The organism is Vulcanithermus mediatlanticus (assembly GCF_055385885.1).
Genome location: NZ_AP042385.1, coordinates 1,393,435 through 1,413,424, shown reverse-complemented (window position 1 = coordinate 1,413,424; position 19,990 = coordinate 1,393,435). Strand labels below are relative to the sequence as shown.

Sequence of the window (19,990 nt, the reverse complement as noted above, 5' to 3'; positions counted from 1 at the left end):
CCTATGCGGGCCACCACTGGCCCAAGGGAAGGGGAATCCCGAGCCCAAAAACGAAGATGAGGTAGAGCGCGAGCGAAAACCCAAAGCCTGCCGCCGCGCCCTTGCCCCACGAAGCCCCGAGCCATCGGGCCACAAAAGCCACTTCCAGCGTTGTGGCGAGGACAAAGCCAAGCGGCAGGAGGAGCTCGCTGTAAACCACGAAGCTCGCGATCACCGCGAGCTGCCCTTTCCAGGCGGGAAAGCCAACCCCTCCCCCGGCAGCAGGCCGGAAGACCATGAAGAGCGAAAGACCTAAGAGCACCGCCGAAAGCAAGAGCGGAAAGGCCCGGGGGCCGAGGGGATCGGCGAGGTAGCCGGCCTCGAGGCCAAAGGCCTCGAGGCCGTACCAAAGCGCGAGCGCCAGCAGGAAGAGTCCGACAAAACGATCAGCGCGCACGTCTATTTGATGAGTCCCAGCGAACGCGAAAGCTCCCGGAAATCCTCCACCTGTTTCTTGACAAAGGCCTCGAACGCTGCCCCGCCCTTAAAGAAGGGGGCAAGACCGCGTCCGGCGCGGATCCTGGCCCACTCCGGGGATGCCTCGACCTTTTTCATCGCCTCGACCCAGAACGCGTAAGCGTCGTCTGGAACACCCGGGGGCATGTAAAAGCCCCGCCACACCGCCCACACCGCGTCGTAGCCGAGTTCCTTGGCGGTCGGCACCTCGGGCAGGGCCGGAAGACGCGCTTCGCTGAGCACGGCCAGGATCCTCACCTTGCCCGCCTTGTACTGCTCAATGGTCTCCGACGCATCGCCAGGGAAAGCCTGAACGAAGCCACCGAGCAAGGAAGTGAGCGCCTCGCCCCCACCGCTAAAGGGCACGTATTTGATCTTCCGGGGATCAAGACCCGCCGCCTTGGCCAGGAGCAAAACCTTCATGTGATCCTGGCCGCCGACCGCGCTCCCGCCACCAAACGCGATGGCAGTGGGATCCTTTCTCAGGTCGGCGATGAGGGCCTCGAGCGTTTTCCAGGGCGCATCCGGCCGCACGGCGATAACGCCAAAATCGGCGCCGAGCGCGGCGAGCCAGCGGACGTCGTCCCCGGAAAAGCCGCCGTATTTGCCCTGGGCCAACCGGAGCGTCGTCGCCGGCGAGGCCGCGACCAAGAGATTGGCATCGCCCCTGCGCTTGGTCACCACATGGGCGAAGGCCACCCCCCCGCCACCACCGGGCATGTTGGTCACCTTGACCGGGCGGGGAACGATGCCAAGGTCATAGAGGAGCTTTCCCACAGTCCGGCAGGTGAAGTCCCACCCACCACCGGGATTGGCCGGGGCCACGCACTCCACCCCGGCGGGCTGGAAAGCCAGGGCCCAGCCCAAAAGGCCGAACACCACCGCCACCTGCGCACGTCTCCACAGTCCGCGCATGGCTACCAACCTCCTTTGCTTTTCCCCTCAGTTTACCACCCGCCCATTGCCCCATTTCCGGCGTAAGAAAACCCCAAGCGCATCGCCAAACTTGACATCAAAGGGGCCGAATGCTAAATTCAAGCTTGCTTGGGCGGTTAGCTCAGCTGGCCAGAGCGCCCGCCTCACACGCGGGAGGTCACTGGTTCAAGTCCAGTACCGCCCACCACGATCGAAGCGGCAGGAGCGCGCGCTCCTGCCGCTTTTTGAACGCGAGCCGATTCGCTGAATTGGGGACCACCCCTGGCAACGCCGCAGCGGCGGCAAAACCCAACGGGGTTTTCATGCCCCGGCGATAAGATGGGAGAGCATGGATGCCTACGGCCCCGTCATCAGCCAAATCACCTTCGGCGGCCTGGCCGGTCTGGTGAGCGGCTACACCCTCAAAAAGCTCGGGAAACTCCTGGCCCTGGTGTTAGGGGCGCTCTTCATCGCCGTACAGCTCCTGGCCTACGCCGGCTACATCGAAGTCAATTGGACCCGGATCCAAAAGGACGTGGAGCCGCTCCTCGACGAGGCGACGCTCAAGAGCTTTTGGCAAAAGCTCCTGGACGTGCTCACCTACAACGCCCCCTTCGCCGGAGGGTTCACCGCCGGGCTCATTTGGGGGCTGAAAAAGGGCTAAAAAGGCCCCCCGCGCTCGGGGGGCACAGCCAATCCAACCTACCGGCGCGCCAAAGGCGGCCGCAGACGAGATCCGTTTAACGGACCACCAGGTTGAGGATCTTGCCCGGAACGTAGACCTCCTTGACGACCTCTTTGCCCTCGAGGAAGCGCCGCACGTTCTTGTGGGCTCGGGCCGCCGCCTTGACTTCGTCGGCGCTGGCCTCGGCCGGCACCTGGATTCGCCCGCGAACCCGGCCGTTGACCTGCACCACGATCTCGAGGGTATCCACCTTGAGCGCCGATTCGTCGTATTCGGGCCAGCCAGAAAAGAACACCGAGGCGTCGTCGAAAATCCGCCACAGCTCCTCGGCGATATGGGGAGCAAAGGGCGCGAGGAGACGCAGGTAGTCCATGAGCGCCCGTTTGTAGACCGGGGTCACGGGACGAGTCTTGCGGTAGTCGTAAAGCGCGTTCAAAAGCTCCATGAGGGCGGCGATGGCGGTGTTGAAGTGGAAGTCACGGGTGTCCTCGGTCACCTTCTTGATTGCCGCGTTGAGCGCCCGCCAAAGCTCACGCTCCTCGGCCTCAAGACCGCCGGCATCGAACGCCGAAGACACCTCGGCGAGCTGGTCCCGGTCTTCCTGGAAAAGGCGCCACACCCGGTTCAAAAACCGCCAGGCTCCGGAAACCCCCTCCTCGGTCCAGACCATGTCGCTCTCAGGGGGAGCGGCAAAAAGGATGGTGACGCGGGCGATGTCGGCGCCCTGCTCCTTGACGAAGGGCCCGACCATCACCCCGTTGCCCAGCGACTTGCTCATCACCGCGGGCTTCCAAAAATGCATCTTGCCGTCTTCGCCGGGCCTCAGCTCGGCGCCCATCTTCTTGAGGGTGTCCAAGGAGAGCTCGCGGGCCTCGAGTTCAAGCCGGAGACGAGCCTCTTCCGAAAGCACCACCCGCTCGCCCTCGACCTCCACCGGGCCGTAGTCGGTCCAGCCAAGGACCATGCCCTGGGTGAAAAGTCCCTCGAAGGGCTCGTCTACCCCCAAAAGACCCATATCGTAGAGCACCTTGGTGAAAAAGCGTGAATAGAGGAGGTGGAGCACCGCGTGCTCGATGCCGCCGATGTATTGGTCGACCGGCATCCAAAAGTCCGCCCGCTCACGAGAGAAGGGCAGCCCGGCGTTCTTCGGATCGGCATAGCGGAGGTAGTACCAGGAAGAATCGACGAAGGTGTCCATGGTGTCCGGGTCACGCCGAGCGGGGCCTCCGCATTTGGGGCAGGTGGTGTTGATGAACTCGGGGTGGGCCTCGAGGGGGCTCTTCCCTTTCGGCCTGATCTGTTCGACGTCCTTGATCTCCGGCAGTTTGACCGGGAGTTCTTCCTCAGGCACCGGGACCACCCCGCAACGGTCGCAGTGGACCATGGGGATGGGGGTCCCCCAGTAACGCTGGCGGGAGATGAGCCAGTCACGCAGGCGGTAGTTCACCGTGCCCTTCCCGATTCCCTCGGCTTCGAGCCAAGCGATGACCTTTTTCTTGCCCTCTTCCGAAGGCAGGCCGTCGAACTGACCCGAATTGACCATGATCCCAGCCCCCTCGAAGGCCTCGGTGAGGGGCTCGGCGAGCTCGCCGGATTCCGGCCGGATCACGAGGCGAATCGGCAGGTCGTATTTCCTGGCGAACTCGAAGTCGCGCTGATCGTGCGCCGGAACGGCCATGATCGCGCCGGTGCCGTAGCCCATGAGCACGTAGTCGGCGATGTAGATGGGAATGGCCTCGCCGGTGGCGGGGTTGATCGCGTAGGCGCCGGTAAAGACCCCGGTTTTCTCGCGGTCCTCGACCTGGCGCTCGATCTCACTCTTTTTGCGGGTGGCCTCGACGTACGCCCGCACCGCCTCCACCCGATCGGGCGCGGTGATCTCGGCCACCAAGGGGTGTTCGGGGGCCAAAACCATGAAGGTGGCGCCGAAGAGGGTGTCGGGGCGGGTGGTGAAGACGCGAATCGCCTTGCCCGGGTGGTCCTTAACGGAAAAGACGATCTCGGCGCCCTCACTCTTCCCGATCCAGGCCCGCTGCATGGCCTTGACCCGTTCGGGCCAGCGCTCGAGCTTATCGAGGTCCCGGAGCAGGCGCTCGGCGTAGGCGGTGATCCTCAGATACCACTGCTCGAGTTCTTTTTTCTCGACCAGGGTGTCCTCGTGACGCCAGCAACGGCCGTCGATGACCTGCTCATTCGCGAGCACCGTCTGGCACTTGGGGCACCAGTTCACCTCGGCCTTGGCCCGGTAGACCAGGCCTCGCTCGTACATCTTGATAAAAAACCACTGGTTCCAGCGGTAGTAGTCGGGCTCACACGTGGTGACCTCGCGGTCCCAGTCGTAGAGGATCCCCATGAGGTTGAGCGAGGCCTTGGCCCGCTCGATATTCTTGTAGGTCCATTCCCGGGGATGAAGGCCAAACTTCAAAGCCGCGTTCTCGGCCGGAAGCCCAAAGGCATCCCACCCCATGGGGTGGAGCACCGAATACCCCTGCATCCGCAAAAACCTCGCCAGGGCGTCCCCCATGGTGTAGTTCTTGAGATGCCCCATGTGAAGGTCCCCGGAAGGATAGGGGAACATCTCCAAAACGTAGTACTTTTTCCCTTCCTCCCTGGCCTGCATCAGGCCGGTTTCCTGCCAGTAACGCTGCCACTTGGGCTCGATCGCATGCGGGTTGTACTTTTCCATCTCGCCTCCCAATACCAAAGCCCTCTCCCCAACCCTCGGGCTCATCACGATGCATGGCCAACCGGCACCATCGGCATAGAGTATACGTCCTTGGACGAAAGGCCCAGTTGCCCCATTGTCATCCGACTCGAGGCGACGTAGGGTGAAGCTTGATGCTCACCATCGGCGAAGTGGCCAGGCAGTCGGGCGTTTCCAAAGACGCCCTCCGCTTTTACGAACGCATCGGGCTCTTGAGGCCCGAGGCGCGAAGCGAAGCCGGCTACCGGCTCTACGATGAAAGCGCCGTCGAACGCGTGCGCTTTATCAAGCTGGCCCAGGGCCTCGGCTTTCAACTCGAGGAGATCGCCAGCATGCTGGAGGTCATGGCCGAGGGCAAACCGCCCTGCGCCCACGTGCGAGCCATGCTCGAGGAAAAGGTCGCCGAGATCGAGGCCAAGATCGCCGCCCTCACCGAACTCCGTAACGAACTCAAAACGCGTCTGGAGTGGGCCAGGCAGCACCCCGACCCCGCCTGCGACGGGAAGAATACCTGCGTCTACCTGGAACCGCCGGCACCGCTCACCTGAAGGTGCGACCGAAAAGGTAGACTGGACTTTGAGGAGGTCGCATGCCACCCGAAGTCTGGGTGCTCGGTCTGGAACGGGCCCTGGTCGATCGTCAGGTCACCGACGGGCGCATGACCGATACCCTGATCACCCGAATCCAGCAACTCATCGAGGAAAATCCCGAGGCCCGCCTGCTCTTTACCAGCACCCGCCCGCTTGGCGAGGTCTACGGCACGCTGCTCCAGGCCCTCGGTCATGGCTTTCTCACCTCGGGAAAGGTCGCCATCGCCTACGATCGCGGCGCCGGGGTCTTCATCCCGGGACCGGTGACCCGGAAGATCCAGCGCTTCGCCGCGCTCGATGCCCGCTTGCTGACGGTGTTTGAGCAAGCCCGCCGGGGTCTTTTCGAATGCTGCGATATGGAGCTGGGCTGGAGCTGCATCACCTACCACCTCGCGGGCTACGAATTCAGCCTCGGTGTCCGCCCCAACGCCCCCGAGCACACCGAGGAAGCCCGCGATGTTACGGAAAAGGCCATCCCCTTCCTGATCCGGCTCGTCGCCCAATCCGCCCTCGACCAACTCCCCGGCCCCAACGCCACCGCGTCCCCGGCCGACGAAGCGGCAAAACTCCAGCGTCGCGCCACCCAAGAGCTCCTCTTCGAGGGGCTGGTGGAAAGCCTGTTGCGGGAAAACCCCGAGCTTGCGGCCGTGCTCGAAGAACCGGAAGAGGTCTACCTTCACCCACCCGAATGGCTCCAGATCGACCTCAGCTTCACCCCGGGACAGGAGACCACCCTCCGGGCCAAACAGCTCGATCTCGCCGGCGCCTTCACCGACGCCTGCGGCCACTGGGGCCTCGAACGCCCCAGGGCCCGCGTCGTGGGCGCCGCCCGGCACGACCTGGTCCTCATAGAGGCTTTGCACGCATCCGGCGAGGTCCACGCCGCCTGCCCCGAAAACGCCGACCCCGACCTCCTCGCCTGGGTCAAGGCCCACGGCGGCACCGTCTATCCCCGAGGTTTTCCCGAGAAAGCCCTTGACCTTGGACCTATGTCCACCCCCTAGGCTGAGGCCAGGAGGTGGACGATGAAGTTCAAAGTTGAAGGCATGACCTGCAGTGGTTGCGCGAAAACGGTGGAGAATGCGCTGGCCCAAGTGCCTGGGGTCGCAAAGGTCAAGGTGAATTACATCAAAAAGGAAGCCGTGGTCGAGGGCGAGGCCAACGTTTCCGATCTCTTCCGGGCCGTCGAGGCCGCCGGCTACCGGCTGACCCCGAAGGAGGCTGCATGAAATACGATCTGGCCATCGTCGGCAGCGGATCGGCAGGCGTGGCCGCCGCCCTCGAGGCCCGCGCCAAGGGCGCCCGGGTGGCGGTGATCGAAAACCACACCCTGGGCGGCACCTGTGTCAACGTGGGGTGCGTGCCCAGCAAGGTCATGCTGCGCGCCGCCGAGGCCAAGCACCTCGCCGAGCACCCCCGGTTTCCCGGCGTCAGCTCGCAGGGCGCGGCGCTGGACTTCGCCGAGGTCATGCGCCAGAAGGATGGTCTGGTGGCGGACCTCCGCCAGGCCAAGTACCAGGCGGTGCTCGAGGCCGCCGGGGTCGAGATCATCCGTGGCAAGGCACAATTCTCCGACGCCGAAACCCTCTTGATCGACGGCGACCCCATCCAGGCCGGGGCCTACCTCGTCGCCACCGGCGCCGAGCCGGTTCTCCCGCCCATCCCCGGCCTTGAAGAGAGCGAGCCCTGGACCTACCTCGAGGCCGTGGCCGCTCCGGCGCTTCCTGAAAGCCTGCTGGTGATTGGGGGCGGCCCGATCGGCCTCGAACTGGCCCAGGCCTTTGCCCGCATGGGCAGCAAGGTGACGGTCCTCGAGGCCATGCCCCAGATCCTCCCCGCCGAAGAGGCCTCGCTCAGCGAGCAACTCACGGCTTACCTGGCGGCCGAAGGCATCGCGATCCACACCGGTGTCCGGGCCGAGCGGGTGGAGAAGGACGGTGGGGTCTACCGGGTCCATACCCAAAGTGGAGTCTTCGAAGCCGAGCGGCTGCTGGTGGCCACCGGACGCAAACCCCGCACCGCCCAGCTGGGCCTTGAGGCCGCGGGGGTGACCCTGGAGGCAGGGGGCGCCATCCGGGTCGACGAGCGGCTGGCCACCACCAACCCCCGCATCTTCGCCGCCGGCGACGTGGCCGGGCTACCCCAGTTCGTCTACGTCGCCGCCCAGTCGGGCCGAATCGCGGCCAAGAATGCGCTGGGGGAAGGGGAAACCCTCGATCTCACCGCCGTCCCCCGGGTCACCTTCACCGACCCAGCGCTGGCCGCGGTGGGCCTGACCGAAAAGGAAGCCAAAAAGCGCCACGGTGAAGGCGTGCGGACCGCAGTGCTCGAGCTGAAGGATCTACCGCGGGCGCTGGCCGCCTTCGATACCCGCGGCCTGTTCAAGATCGTGGTGGACAGCGAGGGTACGGTCCTCGGCTTGCACATTCTGGCCCCGGAAGCGGGCGATGCGCTGCAAGAGGGCATCGTGGCGGTGAAATACGAACTCAACTACCGCGACCTCATCGAGACCTTCCACCCCTACCTCACCCTGGCCGAAGGGGTGCGGCTCGTAGCCCAAGCGCTCGACACCGACGTGCATCAGCTCTCCTGCTGCGCCTAAACGGCGCCTCGCAGCAAAGGGAGGCAGTATGAAAACGCGCCTTCTCCTGGGCCTCGCGGCGATCATCGCCGCGGCGGCTGTTTGGGCCTTTTACAGCAGCCGGGCCGGGGGCACGGTGGGCCTCGAGGTGGGCGACCATCCACCGCCTTTCCAGCTCACCGACGCCTGGGACCGCCCCATCGACCTCCCCACGCTCACCGACGGCAAACCGGGGCTCATCTTCTTTACCGCCACCTGGTGCACCCCTTGTGTCCAGGGGCTGCGCGAACTCCAGCGCTTCGAGGCCGACGCGGGCCCGCGCTTTAACGTCCTCGTCGTCTTCGTCGATCCAAATGAAACCGAGGACGATGTACGAGCCTATCGCGACCGCTACGGATTTCCCAGCCGCTGGTATTTCGCCAAGGATCCCGGCCAGATGACCCTCGACTACCGGGTGCAGGCCCTCGACACCAAATACCTGATCGATGCCTCGGGCGTGATCCGCTATAAAAGCCTCTCTCCAGCCGATTACCGGACCTGGGTGCGGGTGTTCGCACAGGTGGGGGTCGGGCCGTGAACCTCCTGGCCTACGCCCTCACCGCCGGGGCCCTCGCCACCCTCAACCCTTGCGGCTTCGCGCTCTTGCCCGCCACCCTGGGACGCTTCCTGGCCAAAGGGAAGAGTGGCGCCTGGGGAGGCTTCTGGCTGGGGCTACTCCTCGGCCTCGGCGCCTTCAGCACCTTCGCCGTCATCGGGTTCGTGCTCTCGCTGGTGGGCACCGCGCTCGGGAGTTACATCCCCTACATCAACCTCGGCCTCGCCCTCATCCTGATCGGGCTCGGTCTGGCTACGGTGTTGGGGCGCGGTTTGGGCTTCAACCTGGGCACCCGCGCCCCGCGAGGCGCTGGCCTTTTTGAGTTCTACCTCTTTGGTATCGCCTACGGGCTGGCAAGCCTGGGGTGCACCTTGCCGGTATTCCTGGCCATCGTCGGCCTTTCGTTTGCCAAGGGGGCCGCGGCCGGCCTCGTCGCCCTGCTCGGATACGGGGCCGGAATGGCAGCGGTCCTCGTGGCGGTCGGCGTGCTCGCGGGCTTGGGCAAGGAAGAGCTCCTCAAAACGCTGCGCCGGGCGGGGGCCTACCTGGAACCCATCGGCGGTGTCCTCCTCTTGCTGGCCGGCGGATACCTGCTGGGCTACCAGCTCGACTTCCTCACCCAGCGCCAGGGACTCAGCTGGCAGCTTGCCCTCGCGGGTTCGCTCCTCGGTGGCTTGATCGCACTCTTTCGCGCTCGAAGTACCGGCCTTCGCGCCTAGCGTAAAAACCCCGGCCCCGCGTTCCTTGCGCGGGGCCTTTTCAGGGAGGTTGCTAACGAAAGGGCGGGAGGCGGCGTTTTCGCATCCTGAAACGCATCCAAAGGGCATAGGCGCTCGCAAACGCCAGCGCTGCCCCGGCGAGGATCATCACCGTGGCCAAGAGCCAAAGCGCGATCACCAGCCCCAGCAACGAGGCGGCGGCGATGACGAGCCAGGCCCAAAGGCCGCGGGGTCGGAAGAAGCGGTATTGGAATCCAAACGAGCGTCTCATGCGCAACCCTATTCAACCACCCCCGGGTGAAGCCCGGATGAAACGATCGCTTACGGAAGAATCTTGCCCGGGTTCAAAAGCCCCAGAGGATCGAAGGCTGCCTTGAGCTTTCGCATCCACTCCAGGGCCTCGGCGTGCTCGATGGTCATGAACTTTTTCTTGCGAATCCCCACCCCGTGCTCCCCGGTGGCGGTGCCCCCGAGCTCCAGCGCCCGCTGGACCAAGCGGGTGCTATAGGTCTCGGCCAGGTGGTAATCCTCCTCGGTGACCGCGACGATGGTGTGGAAGTTGCCATCCCCCACGTGCCCCAGAATCGACCCCACGAGACCCAGCTCGTCCATGAGCGTCTGGGCGTAGACGACGAGCGAGGGCAATCGTGAAAGTGGCACCGCAGTGTCGGTGATGACGTAGGCCCGCTCGGGGAACAGGCGCACCAGCGCCCAGTAGGCCTGGTGCCGTGCCTCCCACTGGGCCTTGCGATCGGCTTCGCTGGCCGCGGCGTCGATCGAATCGGCCCCAGCCTCCAGCAGGAGTTCCCGAGCGAAGCTCGCCTCGGAAGCGATGGCTGCTTCGGTCGAGGAGTGGAACTCCAAAAAGAGGGCGGAACGCTCGGGATAGTCGCTGCCCAGATAACGGTTCACGGCCTTGAGCGCGTTTTCGTCCAAGAGTTCAAGCCGGGCCACCGGCAACCCCGAGCCCATCACCGCGTAGGCGCCCTCGGCGGCGGCGGCGATCGAGGGAAAGAAGACCCGGAGGGTGTGGACGTGGGCCGGGAGGGGATGGAGCTTCAGGTAGAGCTTGGTGATCACGCCCAGGGTACCTTCGGAACCGATGAAGAGATCTTTCAGGTCATAGCCCGAGCTGCTCTTGCGCACCGGGCGGCCGAAACGCACCCGCTCGCCACCGACCATGACCGCCTCGAGGGCCAGCACGTTCTGGTGCATGCCCCCGTACTTCACCGTGGTGGTTCCCGAAGCGTTGGTGGCGGCCATGCCACCGAGGGTGGCATTGGCCCCGGGATCGACGGGAAAAAAGAGGCCGTGGGGCCGGAGCCTGGCATTGAGCGCCTCGCGGGTCACCCCCGGCTCCACCACCGCCAGGAAGTCCTCGGGGGAAACCTCCAGAATTCGGTCCATGCGCGAAAGGTCGAGACTCACCGTGGGCCGCTTGAGCGGCAGGAGGTGGCCCTCGAGGCTGGTCCCGCCTCCGAAGGGGATCACGTAAAACCCGTTGCGCGCCGCGAGGCCGAGCAGAAGGGCAACGTCATCAACCGACTCCGCAAAAACCACCGCGTCCACCGGCCGGGTCTCGGGGTACCCCTCGTCCCGGCCGTGCTCGGCGAGCGTCGCGGGGGCAAAGCTCACCTTCTCGCCGAAATGCGCCGTTAAGAGTTCCCGCATACCCCCACTCTAAGCAAAAGCGAGGCCCCCGGGGTGATCACCCGGGGGCGCTGGAAAAAGGGCCCCTCAGCGCCTGTTCTTCTTCTCAACGCCGTAGAGCGCCCGGGGCCGCAGCACCAGGAGCAACGCCGGTAGCACCAACAGGGTGAAGATCGCGCTGGTCACCAGAGCCAGGGCTAAAAGGCCGCCGAAACGCTGCAGGTGCTGCCCCACCGCGAAGACCAGCACCACGAAGCCACCGGCCACCGAAAGGGCGTTGATCATGATCGAGATGCCGGTGGTGGACATCGTCTCTTTGAGCGCGGTGAGGTTGTCGAGGCCCCGGCCGAGCTCCTTGCGGTAGCGCGCGACGAAGTGAATCGCGTAGTCCACACCGAGACCAATGGCCACGCTGGCGATCATCGCCGTGTAGGAGTCAAGCCCGATACCGAGATAGCCAAGCGCGGCGAAGTTGACCAGGATGGTGAGGACCGTCGGCACCACGCCCACCAGCCCGATGATGAGCGAACGGAAGACCAGGGCAAAAAGCAGGAAGATCACACCCAGGGCGATGACCACGCTCAGCACCTGGGTTGGCACCAGCTCGTCCTCCATCTTCTTCAGGACCGGAACCAGCCCCGTCTGGCGGAACTCCACGTCCACCACCCGCAGCGGCTGGATTCCAGATAACGCCCCCTCGGGCAGCGGGACCACCGTCCAGGTGGCGGCAAAGAGGTCCTCCTCGACACGCTGGCGCAGGTCCGAATCGTCCTGCAAACCAGGCAGCTGGGCAGCGAGGCGGTCGAGGGCCCAGCGAACCCGGCCCTCGAAGCGAACATCGCGGAGGACCTGGTTCACGAAGGCCACCATCGGGTCGAGCATGTCATCAAGCCCCGGCATGGGCATGGCCGAAGCCAGGATGGACGCCAGGCGATCGCGCTGGACCCGGCCCGTTTCGTCGATCGAGGCCAGGACCGCCTGGACCAGACCGTCCACGGCCGCGGGTGGCAGGTTCACCCCATCGCCGAGCTTGGCCAGCGCCTCGCGGATCACCCGCGCCCGCGCCCCGGCCTCGAGTGGCGGCGGGGTATCGGTCAACACGGCCCTGACCACCGGTTCAACCACCGCCACGTCGGCCTTCAGCCCCCTGGCCTCGAGGTCCCACACGATGCGATTGGCCAGCTCGCGGGCGCGGATCGAGATCGCCCGGTCCCTCGCTTCAGGGGGCAGGGTCTCGAGGTCAACCACGACGTAACGCCCGGAGACATTCTTCAGATGCTCGTTGATCTGGGTCACGCTCTCGGCCATGTCCGCCGTCGCCATGGTCGCCATCTTGCCCTGGATCAGGGCTTCCTTCCCGTCAGCGGTCACCATGTGGCGCAAGCCGGGGAAGTCCTCGAGCACCTTCCAGGCCATATCCACCAGTTTGGGGTCCTGGGGCAGGCCGTAACGGCCGGTGAGCGAGGCCGAGAACTCCTCGACCAAGGAGGCCACCGACACCGAACCGCTCACCAGCGGCAGTGCGTTCATCATCTTCTCGACGCCGCGGACGATCGAGAGCACCGCCGGATCCTTCAGGTTCCCCTGGACCACCACCTGAACCGGGAGCGAACCGCCAAAGGCCTCCCGCAAGAGCACGTTGGCCTGGTAGGCCTTGCTGTTTCGATCCAGGCACAGCGTCCAGTCCACGTTGCGCTGGATCTTGGGAATCCCCGCCACCGCCACCACCGTCAGCAGCAAGGTGGCGCCCAAAATCCAGCCCGGCCGGCGAAAGACCACCGTGGCTACGGATGCCGGCCAGCCGCGCTTGGTGCGGTCGCGTCGCACCGCCGGGCTGGTGCTGGTGATCCAGGACATGAGGATCGGGAGCAACAAAATGGTGACCACCAGCGCCAGGAAGATCGCGGCGGCGGTGACCAGGCCGAAGGTGCGGATCACCGCGAAGTTGGTGGTGGCGAGCGATGCGAACCCCACCATCGTGGTCAGGGTGGTGAGGGCGATCGGCCCTGCCATCTCGCTCACCCCGGCGCGGGCCGCCTCAACCGGCGATTTCCCCTCCGCCCGCAGCTCGAAGAAGCGGCGCATGAGGTGGATGCCGTCGGCGCTCCCCATGGCGAGCAGGATGATCGGGGTGATCCCGGTCAGGAGGTCCATGGGAATGCCGAGGAGCGCCATGAACCCCACGATCCAGATGGTGGCTACGCCCACCACCAGCAAGGGCATGATCACCCCGTGGACATTGCGGAAGCCGATGTAGAGAATTCCCACCAAAAGCAGAACCACGATCGGGATCAGGTAGGCGAGGTTCCCGATGATCGTGGACTGGAAGGCGTACATCAAAAACGGCATGCCCCCGAAGTAGACGAGGTCGGGGTTTGGCACCACCGAGTTGGTGATGTCCTCGAGGGCCTTCGCCACCTGGCTGTGATCGGCGTTCGGGTCAAAGTTCACCAAGATCAACGCCGCGCTGCCCGAATCGGAGACCACGAGCCCCTTGAGGAAGGCCTGACGCATCACGGCTTCCTTGAAAGGTTCGATCTGGGAAGGAGCCTCGGGGTAGGGGGGCAGGAGTCGCCGCCCGTCGAGGGCCATCTGGGAGAGGCTGTAAAGACTGGTGACCCCGACCACGCCGTCGACCTTTTCGTAGCGCTGGGTGAGGGTCTTGATCGAGTCAAGCCACTCCGGGGTAAAAACGTCGGTGTTGATCAGGACCATACCCACGTAGTTGGTCCCAAAGACCTCGCCCACGCGGTTGAAGTCCTCGACCAGGGGATCGTCGGCCGCGAGGTACGTCGAGAAATCGGTATTGAGCTGGATGCGGGTCGCCTCGTAGCCCAAAAACCCGGTAACCAAAACGATGGCCGCCAGGATGATCACCCGAAAACGGATGAGTCCGTCCAAAAACCCCTTCACCGTTCACACCTCCTTCGGCCTTTCAAAACCGTCATCACGTCTCACCTCGTCTTCAGGATAGCACACCCCACCCCGGGTGGGGTGGGGATTAGTGCGGGCAATCGACCCTTCCTGTAAAAAACCCGGCCGGCCCGGCCTCACATCAAGGCGAACAGGCCGACCAGCACCACAAAGAGACCAAGCCCGAGCTTGACCTTCCCGCGCTGAGTAATGTGCAGCCGCGAGAGTTCCCTGAGCACCGTGCGGCTGCCGCTCACCGCGACGAGCAACACCAGGGGAAGGATGAACGAGAGGTTATAGGTGAGCAGGAGGCTGTAGGCGTAGGTCTTCGAAGGCAGACTCCCGATCAGCGAGGCCACGGCCAGGTACATCGCCCCGCCACAGGGGATGGTGCAGGTCCCGATCAGCACCCCGCCCACGAAGGCGGCGGCGACGGTGGTCTTGCGCCCCCACTTCTTAGCGAGCCCGTGCAGCGAGGCCGGCATCGAAAGCCGGATGGGTGAATTGGGCTGGAAGTACTCCCAGATCATGACCAGACCCAGGAGCACCGCCAGCAAGGCCGCGATCCGGGTGAAGATGTGGGTGTTGCCGAAGACCCGCAGGCTGGTTACCTCGATGAAGCCGGCGCCCAAAATGAAGTAGAGCAGGAAAATGCCCAGGATGTAGGCGCCGGCGACGGACCACACGTAAAGGCGGGCCCGCCAGGCATCGCCCACCCGCGTCGCGCGCTCCACCACCGCCATCAGCGCCCCGAGGAAGAGCAAAAGCGTGGTAATGGCGCAGGGGTTGAGACCGTCGGCGAAGCCCGCGACCCCGGAGAGCCCGAAGGCGAGCAAGGGGTGGGCCTCGAGCCAGGCGACGCTCGGCATGCCGAAAGGCTTGGTGAGCGCCAGGTAGATCCCGCCGGCGAAAAGCAAAAACAGCCCCGAGGCCCAGAGCCAGAGCCACCTTCGCCGGCCGGCGCCGTTTTCACCCGCGTTCGTCCGCGCGTCCATAACTACGCCTCACGATGGCGCCAAAAGCCTCTTTGGCTCACAGAACCACCAGCTTGCCCTGCATGAAGGGGTTGTCCTTGCCGCCGCAGCAGATGTCGCAGTAAAAGAGGTACTCTCCTGGTTTATCGGGTACGAAGGTAAAGGTCAGCGTCCCTTTGGGGGGAACCCGTTTTTCGATACCAAAGGCTTCAACGACGAAGTTGTGCCAGCCGCCGCCGTCGGTGTGGAACTGGTTGTCGAGGTTAATGATCTCGATGGTCACCGGTTTTCCGCGCTCAGCCCGGATCACCGCCGGCTCCCACCCGGACATGCTGATACGCAAGACCACGTCCGGCTTTTGCCCCGAGGCGCTGGCGCTCGAAGTGCGCAAATAGGGCGAGGCGAAAAGGTAGATCGCGACGGCGAGAACAGCCACGACCACCGCCGCACCGAGCCAGCCTCTCTTGCGTTTTTGAGGTTTCCGAGTCGATTTTTTCTTACCCATGATATACCCCCTATCACGATCAGCCTTTTAGAGGCTACCCCAGGTATGTTAAGAAAGCGAAAAGGTGACGTCCGTCCCCCGGACGCCCGGCAAAACGCCCTCACCCTGCACCTTAGCCGGCACAGGCCTCCGCCGAACGCCCGCAGACGCACCACACGCAGCCGCAGCCGGGGTGGTGGCAACGGGCATCGCGGTAGTGGGAACGAAATCGCATGCCGAGCCGGGTCACCGGCCAAAGGATCCGCTTCCACAGGAGGGGCGCGTGGTGCTTGCGCAAATACGCCATGGGGTCGGGCCGGGAGGTCACCCGGTCCAGGAGCCATCCATAGACCCGCTCGCCAAACAGGGCGTGGGAAAGCTCGAGCAAGGCCCGGTTCTCCATGCCCACCCGCAAGCGACCGAGCAGGAACTTCCGCACCAGGGCCTCGTAATCCGCCCCCGCGATCAGGCTCTTGGCCGCCAGGTACCCCGAGGCGAGCGCGTAGCGCAGTCCAAACCCCCAAAGCGCATCCTGCAATCCCGCCGCCTCGCCCACGTAAAGCCGCTCGCCGTGCACGAGCCGCGGGGGCACGAACACGTTGCCATAACCAGAGAAAAAGCGGGCGCCCTCGAGGTCGAGCGCCGGGACCAGCCGCCGGAACGCCTCGACGGTGTGCTCGAGGTGGCGTTTCCACTGCTTTAAGCGGGCGAACTGACAGCTGACCAGCGTCCCGTGCCCCTTGCGGATGAGCAGGTAGCTGTAACCAAGCGGCGCCAGCCGGTCGGACAGGATACAGTGCGCCTGGTCCGGGAGGTCGGTCGGGAAGGTGTAGCCCACGCAGATCCCGTCGCCGTAACGCGGGCCGGTGGCGATGATCGCCGGTCCCCTCACCTGCTTAACTGCGGTTCCGAAGCGGATCTCGACCCCGGCCTCGAGCGCCTGGGCCAAGAGCCCCCGGTCGAGGCTCCCCGGCACGTCGCCGCGCCGCACCAGATAGAACATGGGCCTGGAGGAGCGAAACCGCCTCGCCCGGCCGTCGGGGCCATAAAAGTTCACTTCGGAGAAGGGCCCGGCGTCGAAGTTCACGACCAGCCCCAGATTGGCCAGCCAGGCCATGACGTCCTCGCGCGTACTCCAGTTCTCAAGCCCCTGGAAATCCCCGGCAAAACGCCCGCCCACCTGCGGGTTTTTCTCGTACACCACCGGGCGCCAGCCGGCCCTGGCCAGGGTCATCGCCGCGACGAGCCCCGCCGGGCCCGCGCCGACTATCGTCACCTCCCTCATGAGCTGCCTCCCATGGCCCTGACGTAGCGCTGGAACATCCTGTCCCCGAACCCAAGCCGTCGGCCGCCGGCGAGGAGGGCGGCATCCAGCGAAGCCGGAACGACAGATACGAATCGCTGGAGCACCTCCAGACCCCGCCAGGCCAGTCGCCGCCGCCAGACCTCCGCCTGGTAGTGCCGTTTTGCCTCTTCGAGATCGGCGCGGCCCTCGACCACCTCTCGCAAACGCTGGCCCAGAAAGTAGCCGAAGTAAAGGGCGGGACGGATCCCCTCGGCGGTGGTGGGCATCACCTGGCCGGCGGCATCCCCCACCACGAAGACACTGCCGATCACCGGGGGCCGCAGTCGCCAGGGGATGAGCCCGCCGTGCCGTGCCCCCCCGGCAACGCCAAAGCGGGTGAGAAACCCCTCGAGCACCTCGCGGACCCGCCAGTTTCGCCTTTGATAGAGGTAGACACCGATCCGGGCCCGATCCCCCGCGCCGAACGCCCAGCCGTAACCGGGGGGAAGGGCGTCTTCGACGTAGAAGTGAAGCCCGGGGGAAAGCCCGGCCGGCCGCGGGACCTCGACCTCAAGGCCCACCCCGGCGTGGCCTCGCTCGGCGTATCCGGGGTGAAGGGAGGCGGCCAGCGCCGCCATCGGCCCGGTGGCATCGACGACGATCCCGGCCTCGATCTCGCCCCTCGTGGTCGAGACCCCCTCGGGCCGCGCGGCGAGGGCGTGGGCCTGAATGACCTCAACGCCGGCCGCCTCGAGCATGTGGGTGCAAAAACGGCGGTAGTCGACGGTCACGTAGGGGGGATCCATGGGCTGCCGGAACACCCGACCCCCCACGTGCAGGACGAGCTCGGGATGAACCTCCAGGATCGACGCCCGCCCGCCGAAGCGGACGGCAACCGGAAAGGGCATGGCGTTGGCCGATTTGGTGTGCTCGCCAATGGGATGGGGCTCGACCAGCACTGCGTTCCGCCCGCCGAGCCCCATGGCTACGGCGAGTCCAGCAAAACTCCCGCCCGCGATCACCACCTTCATGCCACACGCCCCTGCCCTGCCCGCAGGTTACCCCTGGCCTTTTGGCCCACTCGCGGTCAGCACGATGCGAACCAGGATCGTGGTGCTGAGAGTCAGCGTCGCAAGGAGCAGCACCGCGATCACCCACGACGCGGCATCGCCACCACCGCGAGCCAAGAGGCCGACATAGCGGCCGAGCAACCCCCCCGCCGCGAGTGCGGCGAAGAGGTTGCCCCAGAAAAACCAGATGGCTCGGCTCACGATCACATCCCCAGGTGTACAGCCGCCGGCGCGACCTTGGCGTAGATCCCAAGCCCGATCAAGAGGAGCGCCAAAAGGCCGTAGGCCCAGATCACGCCCCGCCGCCGGGTGGGATTGAGGTAAGGGCTTCGGTCCACGATTGGCACGATGGCGAGCGCGGCGAAGATCGCTCCCGAAGCCCAAAAGAGCCCCGAGATCCCGAACCAGTTCTCCACGGCGAACATGGGCATGAACATCCACCAGGGCTTGGTGACCTCGACCCCGGAGACCGGCGCCGGCCCGAGCTGCGCCGGAACCGCGATGGCCAGGAAGACGAGAACCCCAAAGCCGATGAGGCCGTAAAGCCCCACCACCACCAGGTGTTCAAGGAAGGTGGCCTTGCTGGGTTCGCCCGCGGTTCGCCGGGTGGTGGCGTCTTGGGACGCGAAGGCGCTCGGCGCCAGACCGTGCAGCTTGATCAAAATGGCGTGCACGGCGAACAGAAGCACGAAAAGCGCCGGCAGGATCGAGACGTGGGCCACGTAGAGGCGCGTCAGGATGGGCACATTCCTGGTGAACTCGCTGGAAAACCACACCCCCAGCCCGCCCAGGAGACCGGCGATTTCCTCGTTGTGCTCAAGCGCCTCCATCGCCTCCTGGTCCCACTTCAAGACCGTCCCGGTAAAGACGAAGCCGAGCACGGTGGCGAGCAGGCCGAGCCCGATGAGCCAGTTGAACTCCCGCGGGCGCTTGAAGGCGCCGGTATAGAGCACCCGGAGCATGTGCAAGAGCACCGTGAGCACCATGGCGTTGGCCGCCCAGTAGTGCAGGTTCCGGGCGAAAAAGCCCCCGCGGACGTCCCGCAAAATGCCGATCACCGAATCCCTGGCCCCTTCCGGCATGGGGCTGTAGAACTGCGCCAGGTAAAGACCGGTGAGCACCAGAATGATGAAGCTCACCAGGGAAAGCCCGCCGAGCGAGTAGGGGATCCCCTGGGCGTGTTCGGGGACATCATACTTCAGCGCCGAGATCCCCACCCGCTCGTCGAAGGCCTCCCAGAAACCGCGCCGCGCCTGCTTCGAGGTCACCCTTTACCTCCCGTGGGCCGCCGTTTTGCGCCCCAGGCCGTAAGCTCCGAACCCGACGAGCAACACCGCCACCACGAAGGCTTCGTAGACCGCCGGCCCGAGATCGACCCGCACCACCGGACCGGAGGCCGACGGGGTCTCGCCCAAAGCCCGTTCGGCGAGCGACGCCGCCTCTTCAACGGCGCCCGCGTCGAGGGCCGAGACCGCGAGCTCGACGAAACGCCGGTTGACCTCGCCCTCGCCGGTCAGGGCCTCCTCGAGGGCATCCTTGGCCAGTTCAATGCGGGGTGGTTCGGCCTTCAGGTAGCCGACGGCCCGGGAAACCAGGGTCGGCGCGTCCGCGCCACCCTCATCGCCACCGTGCGCGAGCGCCACAGGAATACCCAAGAACACCAGAGCAACGAACACCGCCATCAAAGAACGCAACACGACTCCCCCTCTCTCGCGCGGCCAATGCCCGCGCGCATCGAACCCTTTCGGGTTGATTCCGATCCTCAGTCAGTGCATCCAGCCGAGCCTAGCGCCAGACCCTGCGTCCTCCCTCGATTGAGAGCGCCTCGGCCACGGGTTTTCTGGCCAGCAGGCTGGCCTCGTAGTGGTGGCGCGAGTCGTTGCCGGCCCTGGCCACCGCCGCCTGGAGGTCCTCGACGCTCACCGCCTCGGGGTCAAAGGCCACCGCGGCCACGCCGTGCTCGAGGAAAACGTCCGCCAGCTTGACACCGTCTTGCGACAAAAGCCCGTTGCGCACCCGCGTCGCGCACCGCGGACACCCCATCCCCAAAACCCTGAGGTAGGCGACTTCCGCGCCCTCGAGGTCTTCCTCGCGAAACGGCTTTTCGATCGGTTCTACGTGACAGCCGTCATGCCCTTCCATGCCATACCTCCTCCACGGACTCCACCTTAGCCCACCCCCCTTGGGGTGGGCTATAGACAATTGTCCCTTGCCTTTTCGCAACTTGCAATACCCACCCCCTTCTTTGCGCCAGACAAAACCGAAGAATTAGTACTCAATTTACTACATCTCGATCCTTCCAGTCATGCTTTCGAAGCCCTCCGCTCGAC

General features: G+C 65.2%; 21 protein-coding genes and 1 tRNA gene. 8 read left to right on the top strand and 14 right to left on the bottom strand.

All coding sequences use genetic code 11. The features are described from left to right. Window position 1: 1 nt before the first annotated feature. Window positions 2-436 (bottom strand): tripartite tricarboxylate transporter TctB family protein, encoded by a 435-nt coding sequence (locus ACZ5BT_RS08225; RefSeq protein WP_464884114.1) that lies wholly within the window; start codon window positions 434-436, stop codon window positions 2-4. A gap of 2 nt (window positions 437-438) precedes the next feature. Further along, complete coding sequence (locus ACZ5BT_RS08220) at window positions 439-1,410, bottom strand: Bug family tripartite tricarboxylate transporter substrate binding protein (protein ID WP_464884113.1); 972 nt, start codon at window positions 1,408-1,410, stop codon at window positions 439-441. Window positions 1,411-1,541: 131 nt separating this feature from the next. Between ACZ5BT_RS08220 and ACZ5BT_RS08215 the strand changes: the two genes are divergently transcribed. Both ACZ5BT_RS08215 and ACZ5BT_RS08210 read left to right on the top strand, forming a co-directional pair. Then, window positions 1,542-1,618: transfer RNA gene (locus ACZ5BT_RS08215), tRNA-Val, on the top strand. Between the two features lie 141 nt (window positions 1,619-1,759). Then, on the top strand, window positions 1,760-2,074 hold the full coding sequence (locus ACZ5BT_RS08210) for an FUN14 domain-containing protein (protein WP_464884112.1): 315 nt from the start codon (window positions 1,760-1,762) through the stop codon (window positions 2,072-2,074). 76 nt (window positions 2,075-2,150) lie between these two features. Here the strand turns inward: ACZ5BT_RS08210 and leuS are convergent, their stop codons facing one another. Continuing rightward, entirely contained in the window at window positions 2,151-4,781 is a 2,631-nt protein-coding gene (gene leuS / locus ACZ5BT_RS08205) for a leucine--tRNA ligase (protein WP_464884111.1), read from the bottom strand. Between the two features lie 152 nt (window positions 4,782-4,933). Here leuS and ACZ5BT_RS08200 point away from each other — a divergent pair, with 152 nt between their 5' ends. The 6 genes from ACZ5BT_RS08200 to ACZ5BT_RS08175 are packed head-to-tail and all read left to right on the top strand — an operon-like array spanning window position 4,934 to window position 9,284. Further along, entirely contained in the window at window positions 4,934-5,347 is a 414-nt protein-coding gene (locus ACZ5BT_RS08200) for a heavy metal-responsive transcriptional regulator (protein WP_464884110.1), read from the top strand. 41 nt (window positions 5,348-5,388) lie between these two features. Beyond that, window positions 5,389-6,393, top strand: a complete 1,005-nt coding sequence (locus ACZ5BT_RS08195) for a hypothetical protein (RefSeq protein WP_464884109.1) — start codon at window positions 5,389-5,391, stop codon at window positions 6,391-6,393. 21 nt (window positions 6,394-6,414) lie between these two features. Next, window positions 6,415-6,618 carry a heavy-metal-associated domain-containing protein gene (locus tag ACZ5BT_RS08190; RefSeq protein WP_464884108.1) on the top strand — a complete coding sequence of 68 codons (204 nt, stop codon included), beginning with the start codon at window positions 6,415-6,417 and terminating at the stop codon, window positions 6,616-6,618. Further along, window positions 6,615-7,991, top strand: coding sequence for a mercury(II) reductase (gene merA, locus ACZ5BT_RS08185; protein ID WP_464884107.1), 1,377 nt, complete (start codon window positions 6,615-6,617; stop codon window positions 7,989-7,991). Before ACZ5BT_RS08190 ends, merA begins: the two co-directional genes overlap by 4 nt. A 28-nt stretch (window positions 7,992-8,019) precedes the next feature. Then, window positions 8,020-8,547: a TlpA family protein disulfide reductase gene (locus tag ACZ5BT_RS08180; RefSeq protein WP_464884106.1), complete on the top strand. Its 528-nt coding sequence runs from the start codon at window positions 8,020-8,022 to the stop codon at window positions 8,545-8,547. Beyond that, window positions 8,544-9,284, top strand: a complete 741-nt coding sequence (locus ACZ5BT_RS08175; protein WP_464884105.1) for a cytochrome c biogenesis CcdA family protein — start codon at window positions 8,544-8,546, stop codon at window positions 9,282-9,284. Before ACZ5BT_RS08180 ends, ACZ5BT_RS08175 begins: the two co-directional genes overlap by 4 nt. A 52-nt stretch (window positions 9,285-9,336) precedes the next feature. Here the strand turns inward: ACZ5BT_RS08175 and ACZ5BT_RS08170 are convergent, their stop codons facing one another. From ACZ5BT_RS08170 to ACZ5BT_RS08120, 11 genes are all read right to left on the bottom strand, one after another. Further along, entirely contained in the window at window positions 9,337-9,555 is a 219-nt protein-coding gene (locus tag ACZ5BT_RS08170) for a hypothetical protein (protein ID WP_464884104.1), read from the bottom strand. 50 nt (window positions 9,556-9,605) lie between these two features. Continuing rightward, window positions 9,606-10,955, bottom strand: coding sequence for an FAD-binding oxidoreductase (locus tag ACZ5BT_RS08165; protein WP_464884103.1), 1,350 nt, complete (start codon window positions 10,953-10,955; stop codon window positions 9,606-9,608). A gap of 66 nt (window positions 10,956-11,021) precedes the next feature. After that, complete coding sequence (locus ACZ5BT_RS08160) at window positions 11,022-13,847, bottom strand: efflux RND transporter permease subunit (RefSeq protein WP_464884102.1); 2,826 nt, start codon at window positions 13,845-13,847, stop codon at window positions 11,022-11,024. 137 nt (window positions 13,848-13,984) lie between these two features. Next, complete coding sequence (locus tag ACZ5BT_RS08155) at window positions 13,985-14,842, bottom strand: cytochrome c biogenesis CcdA family protein (protein WP_464884101.1); 858 nt, start codon at window positions 14,840-14,842, stop codon at window positions 13,985-13,987. 37 nt (window positions 14,843-14,879) lie between these two features. Continuing rightward, on the bottom strand, window positions 14,880-15,326 hold the full coding sequence (locus tag ACZ5BT_RS08150) for a cupredoxin domain-containing protein (protein WP_464884100.1): 447 nt from the start codon (window positions 15,324-15,326) through the stop codon (window positions 14,880-14,882). Window positions 15,327-15,438: 112 nt separating this feature from the next. Next, the gene (locus tag ACZ5BT_RS08145; protein ID WP_464884099.1) at window positions 15,439-16,590 is read right to left on the bottom strand and encodes an NAD(P)/FAD-dependent oxidoreductase; all 1,152 of its coding nucleotides are present in this window, start codon (window positions 16,588-16,590) and stop codon (window positions 15,439-15,441) included. Beyond that, the gene (locus ACZ5BT_RS08140; protein ID WP_464884098.1) at window positions 16,587-17,621 is read right to left on the bottom strand and encodes an NAD(P)/FAD-dependent oxidoreductase; all 1,035 of its coding nucleotides are present in this window, start codon (window positions 17,619-17,621) and stop codon (window positions 16,587-16,589) included. The genes ACZ5BT_RS08145 and ACZ5BT_RS08140 overlap by 4 nt, the downstream gene beginning before the upstream one ends. A gap of 27 nt (window positions 17,622-17,648) precedes the next feature. Further along, window positions 17,649-17,861, bottom strand: coding sequence for a hypothetical protein (locus ACZ5BT_RS08135; RefSeq protein WP_464884097.1), 213 nt, complete (start codon window positions 17,859-17,861; stop codon window positions 17,649-17,651). 2 nt (window positions 17,862-17,863) lie between these two features. Then, on the bottom strand, window positions 17,864-18,928 hold the full coding sequence (locus ACZ5BT_RS08130) for a cytochrome b (protein ID WP_464884096.1): 1,065 nt from the start codon (window positions 18,926-18,928) through the stop codon (window positions 17,864-17,866). Window positions 18,929-18,931: 3 nt separating this feature from the next. Further along, a complete protein-coding gene (locus ACZ5BT_RS08125; protein ID WP_464884095.1) occupies window positions 18,932-19,357 on the bottom strand; it encodes a hypothetical protein in 426 nt (141 codons plus the stop codon). A gap of 88 nt (window positions 19,358-19,445) precedes the next feature. Further along, the gene (locus tag ACZ5BT_RS08120; RefSeq protein WP_464884094.1) at window positions 19,446-19,802 is read right to left on the bottom strand and encodes a heavy-metal-associated domain-containing protein; all 357 of its coding nucleotides are present in this window, start codon (window positions 19,800-19,802) and stop codon (window positions 19,446-19,448) included. Window positions 19,803-19,990 lie beyond the last annotated feature (188 nt).

Coding starts and splice junctions, on each gene's coding strand:
- ACZ5BT_RS08170 (WP_464884104.1), bottom strand. CDS start 9,555: ATGAGACGCTCGTTTGGATTCCAATACCGCTTCTTCCGACCCCGCGGC.
- ACZ5BT_RS08180 (WP_464884106.1), top strand. CDS start 8,020: ATGAAAACGCGCCTTCTCCTGGGCCTCGCGGCGATCATCGCCGCGGCG.
- leuS (WP_464884111.1), bottom strand. CDS start 4,781: ATGGAAAAGTACAACCCGCATGCGATCGAGCCCAAGTGGCAGCGTTAC.
- ACZ5BT_RS08190 (WP_464884108.1), top strand. CDS start 6,415: ATGAAGTTCAAAGTTGAAGGCATGACCTGCAGTGGTTGCGCGAAAACG.
- ACZ5BT_RS08145 (WP_464884099.1), bottom strand. CDS start 16,590: ATGAGGGAGGTGACGATAGTCGGCGCGGGCCCGGCGGGGCTCGTCGCG.
- ACZ5BT_RS08210 (WP_464884112.1), top strand. CDS start 1,760: ATGGATGCCTACGGCCCCGTCATCAGCCAAATCACCTTCGGCGGCCTG.
- ACZ5BT_RS08155 (WP_464884101.1), bottom strand. CDS start 14,842: ATGGACGCGCGGACGAACGCGGGTGAAAACGGCGCCGGCCGGCGAAGG.
- ACZ5BT_RS08195 (WP_464884109.1), top strand. CDS start 5,389: ATGCCACCCGAAGTCTGGGTGCTCGGTCTGGAACGGGCCCTGGTCGAT.
- ACZ5BT_RS08140 (WP_464884098.1), bottom strand. CDS start 17,621: ATGAAGGTGGTGATCGCGGGCGGGAGTTTTGCTGGACTCGCCGTAGCC.
- ACZ5BT_RS08220 (WP_464884113.1), bottom strand. CDS start 1,410: ATGCGCGGACTGTGGAGACGTGCGCAGGTGGCGGTGGTGTTCGGCCTT.
- ACZ5BT_RS08150 (WP_464884100.1), bottom strand. CDS start 15,326: ATGGGTAAGAAAAAATCGACTCGGAAACCTCAAAAACGCAAGAGAGGC.
- ACZ5BT_RS08165 (WP_464884103.1), bottom strand. CDS start 10,955: ATGCGGGAACTCTTAACGGCGCATTTCGGCGAGAAGGTGAGCTTTGCC.
- merA (WP_464884107.1), top strand. CDS start 6,615: ATGAAATACGATCTGGCCATCGTCGGCAGCGGATCGGCAGGCGTGGCC.
- ACZ5BT_RS08120 (WP_464884094.1), bottom strand. CDS start 19,802: ATGGAAGGGCATGACGGCTGTCACGTAGAACCGATCGAAAAGCCGTTT.
- ACZ5BT_RS08200 (WP_464884110.1), top strand. CDS start 4,934: ATGCTCACCATCGGCGAAGTGGCCAGGCAGTCGGGCGTTTCCAAAGAC.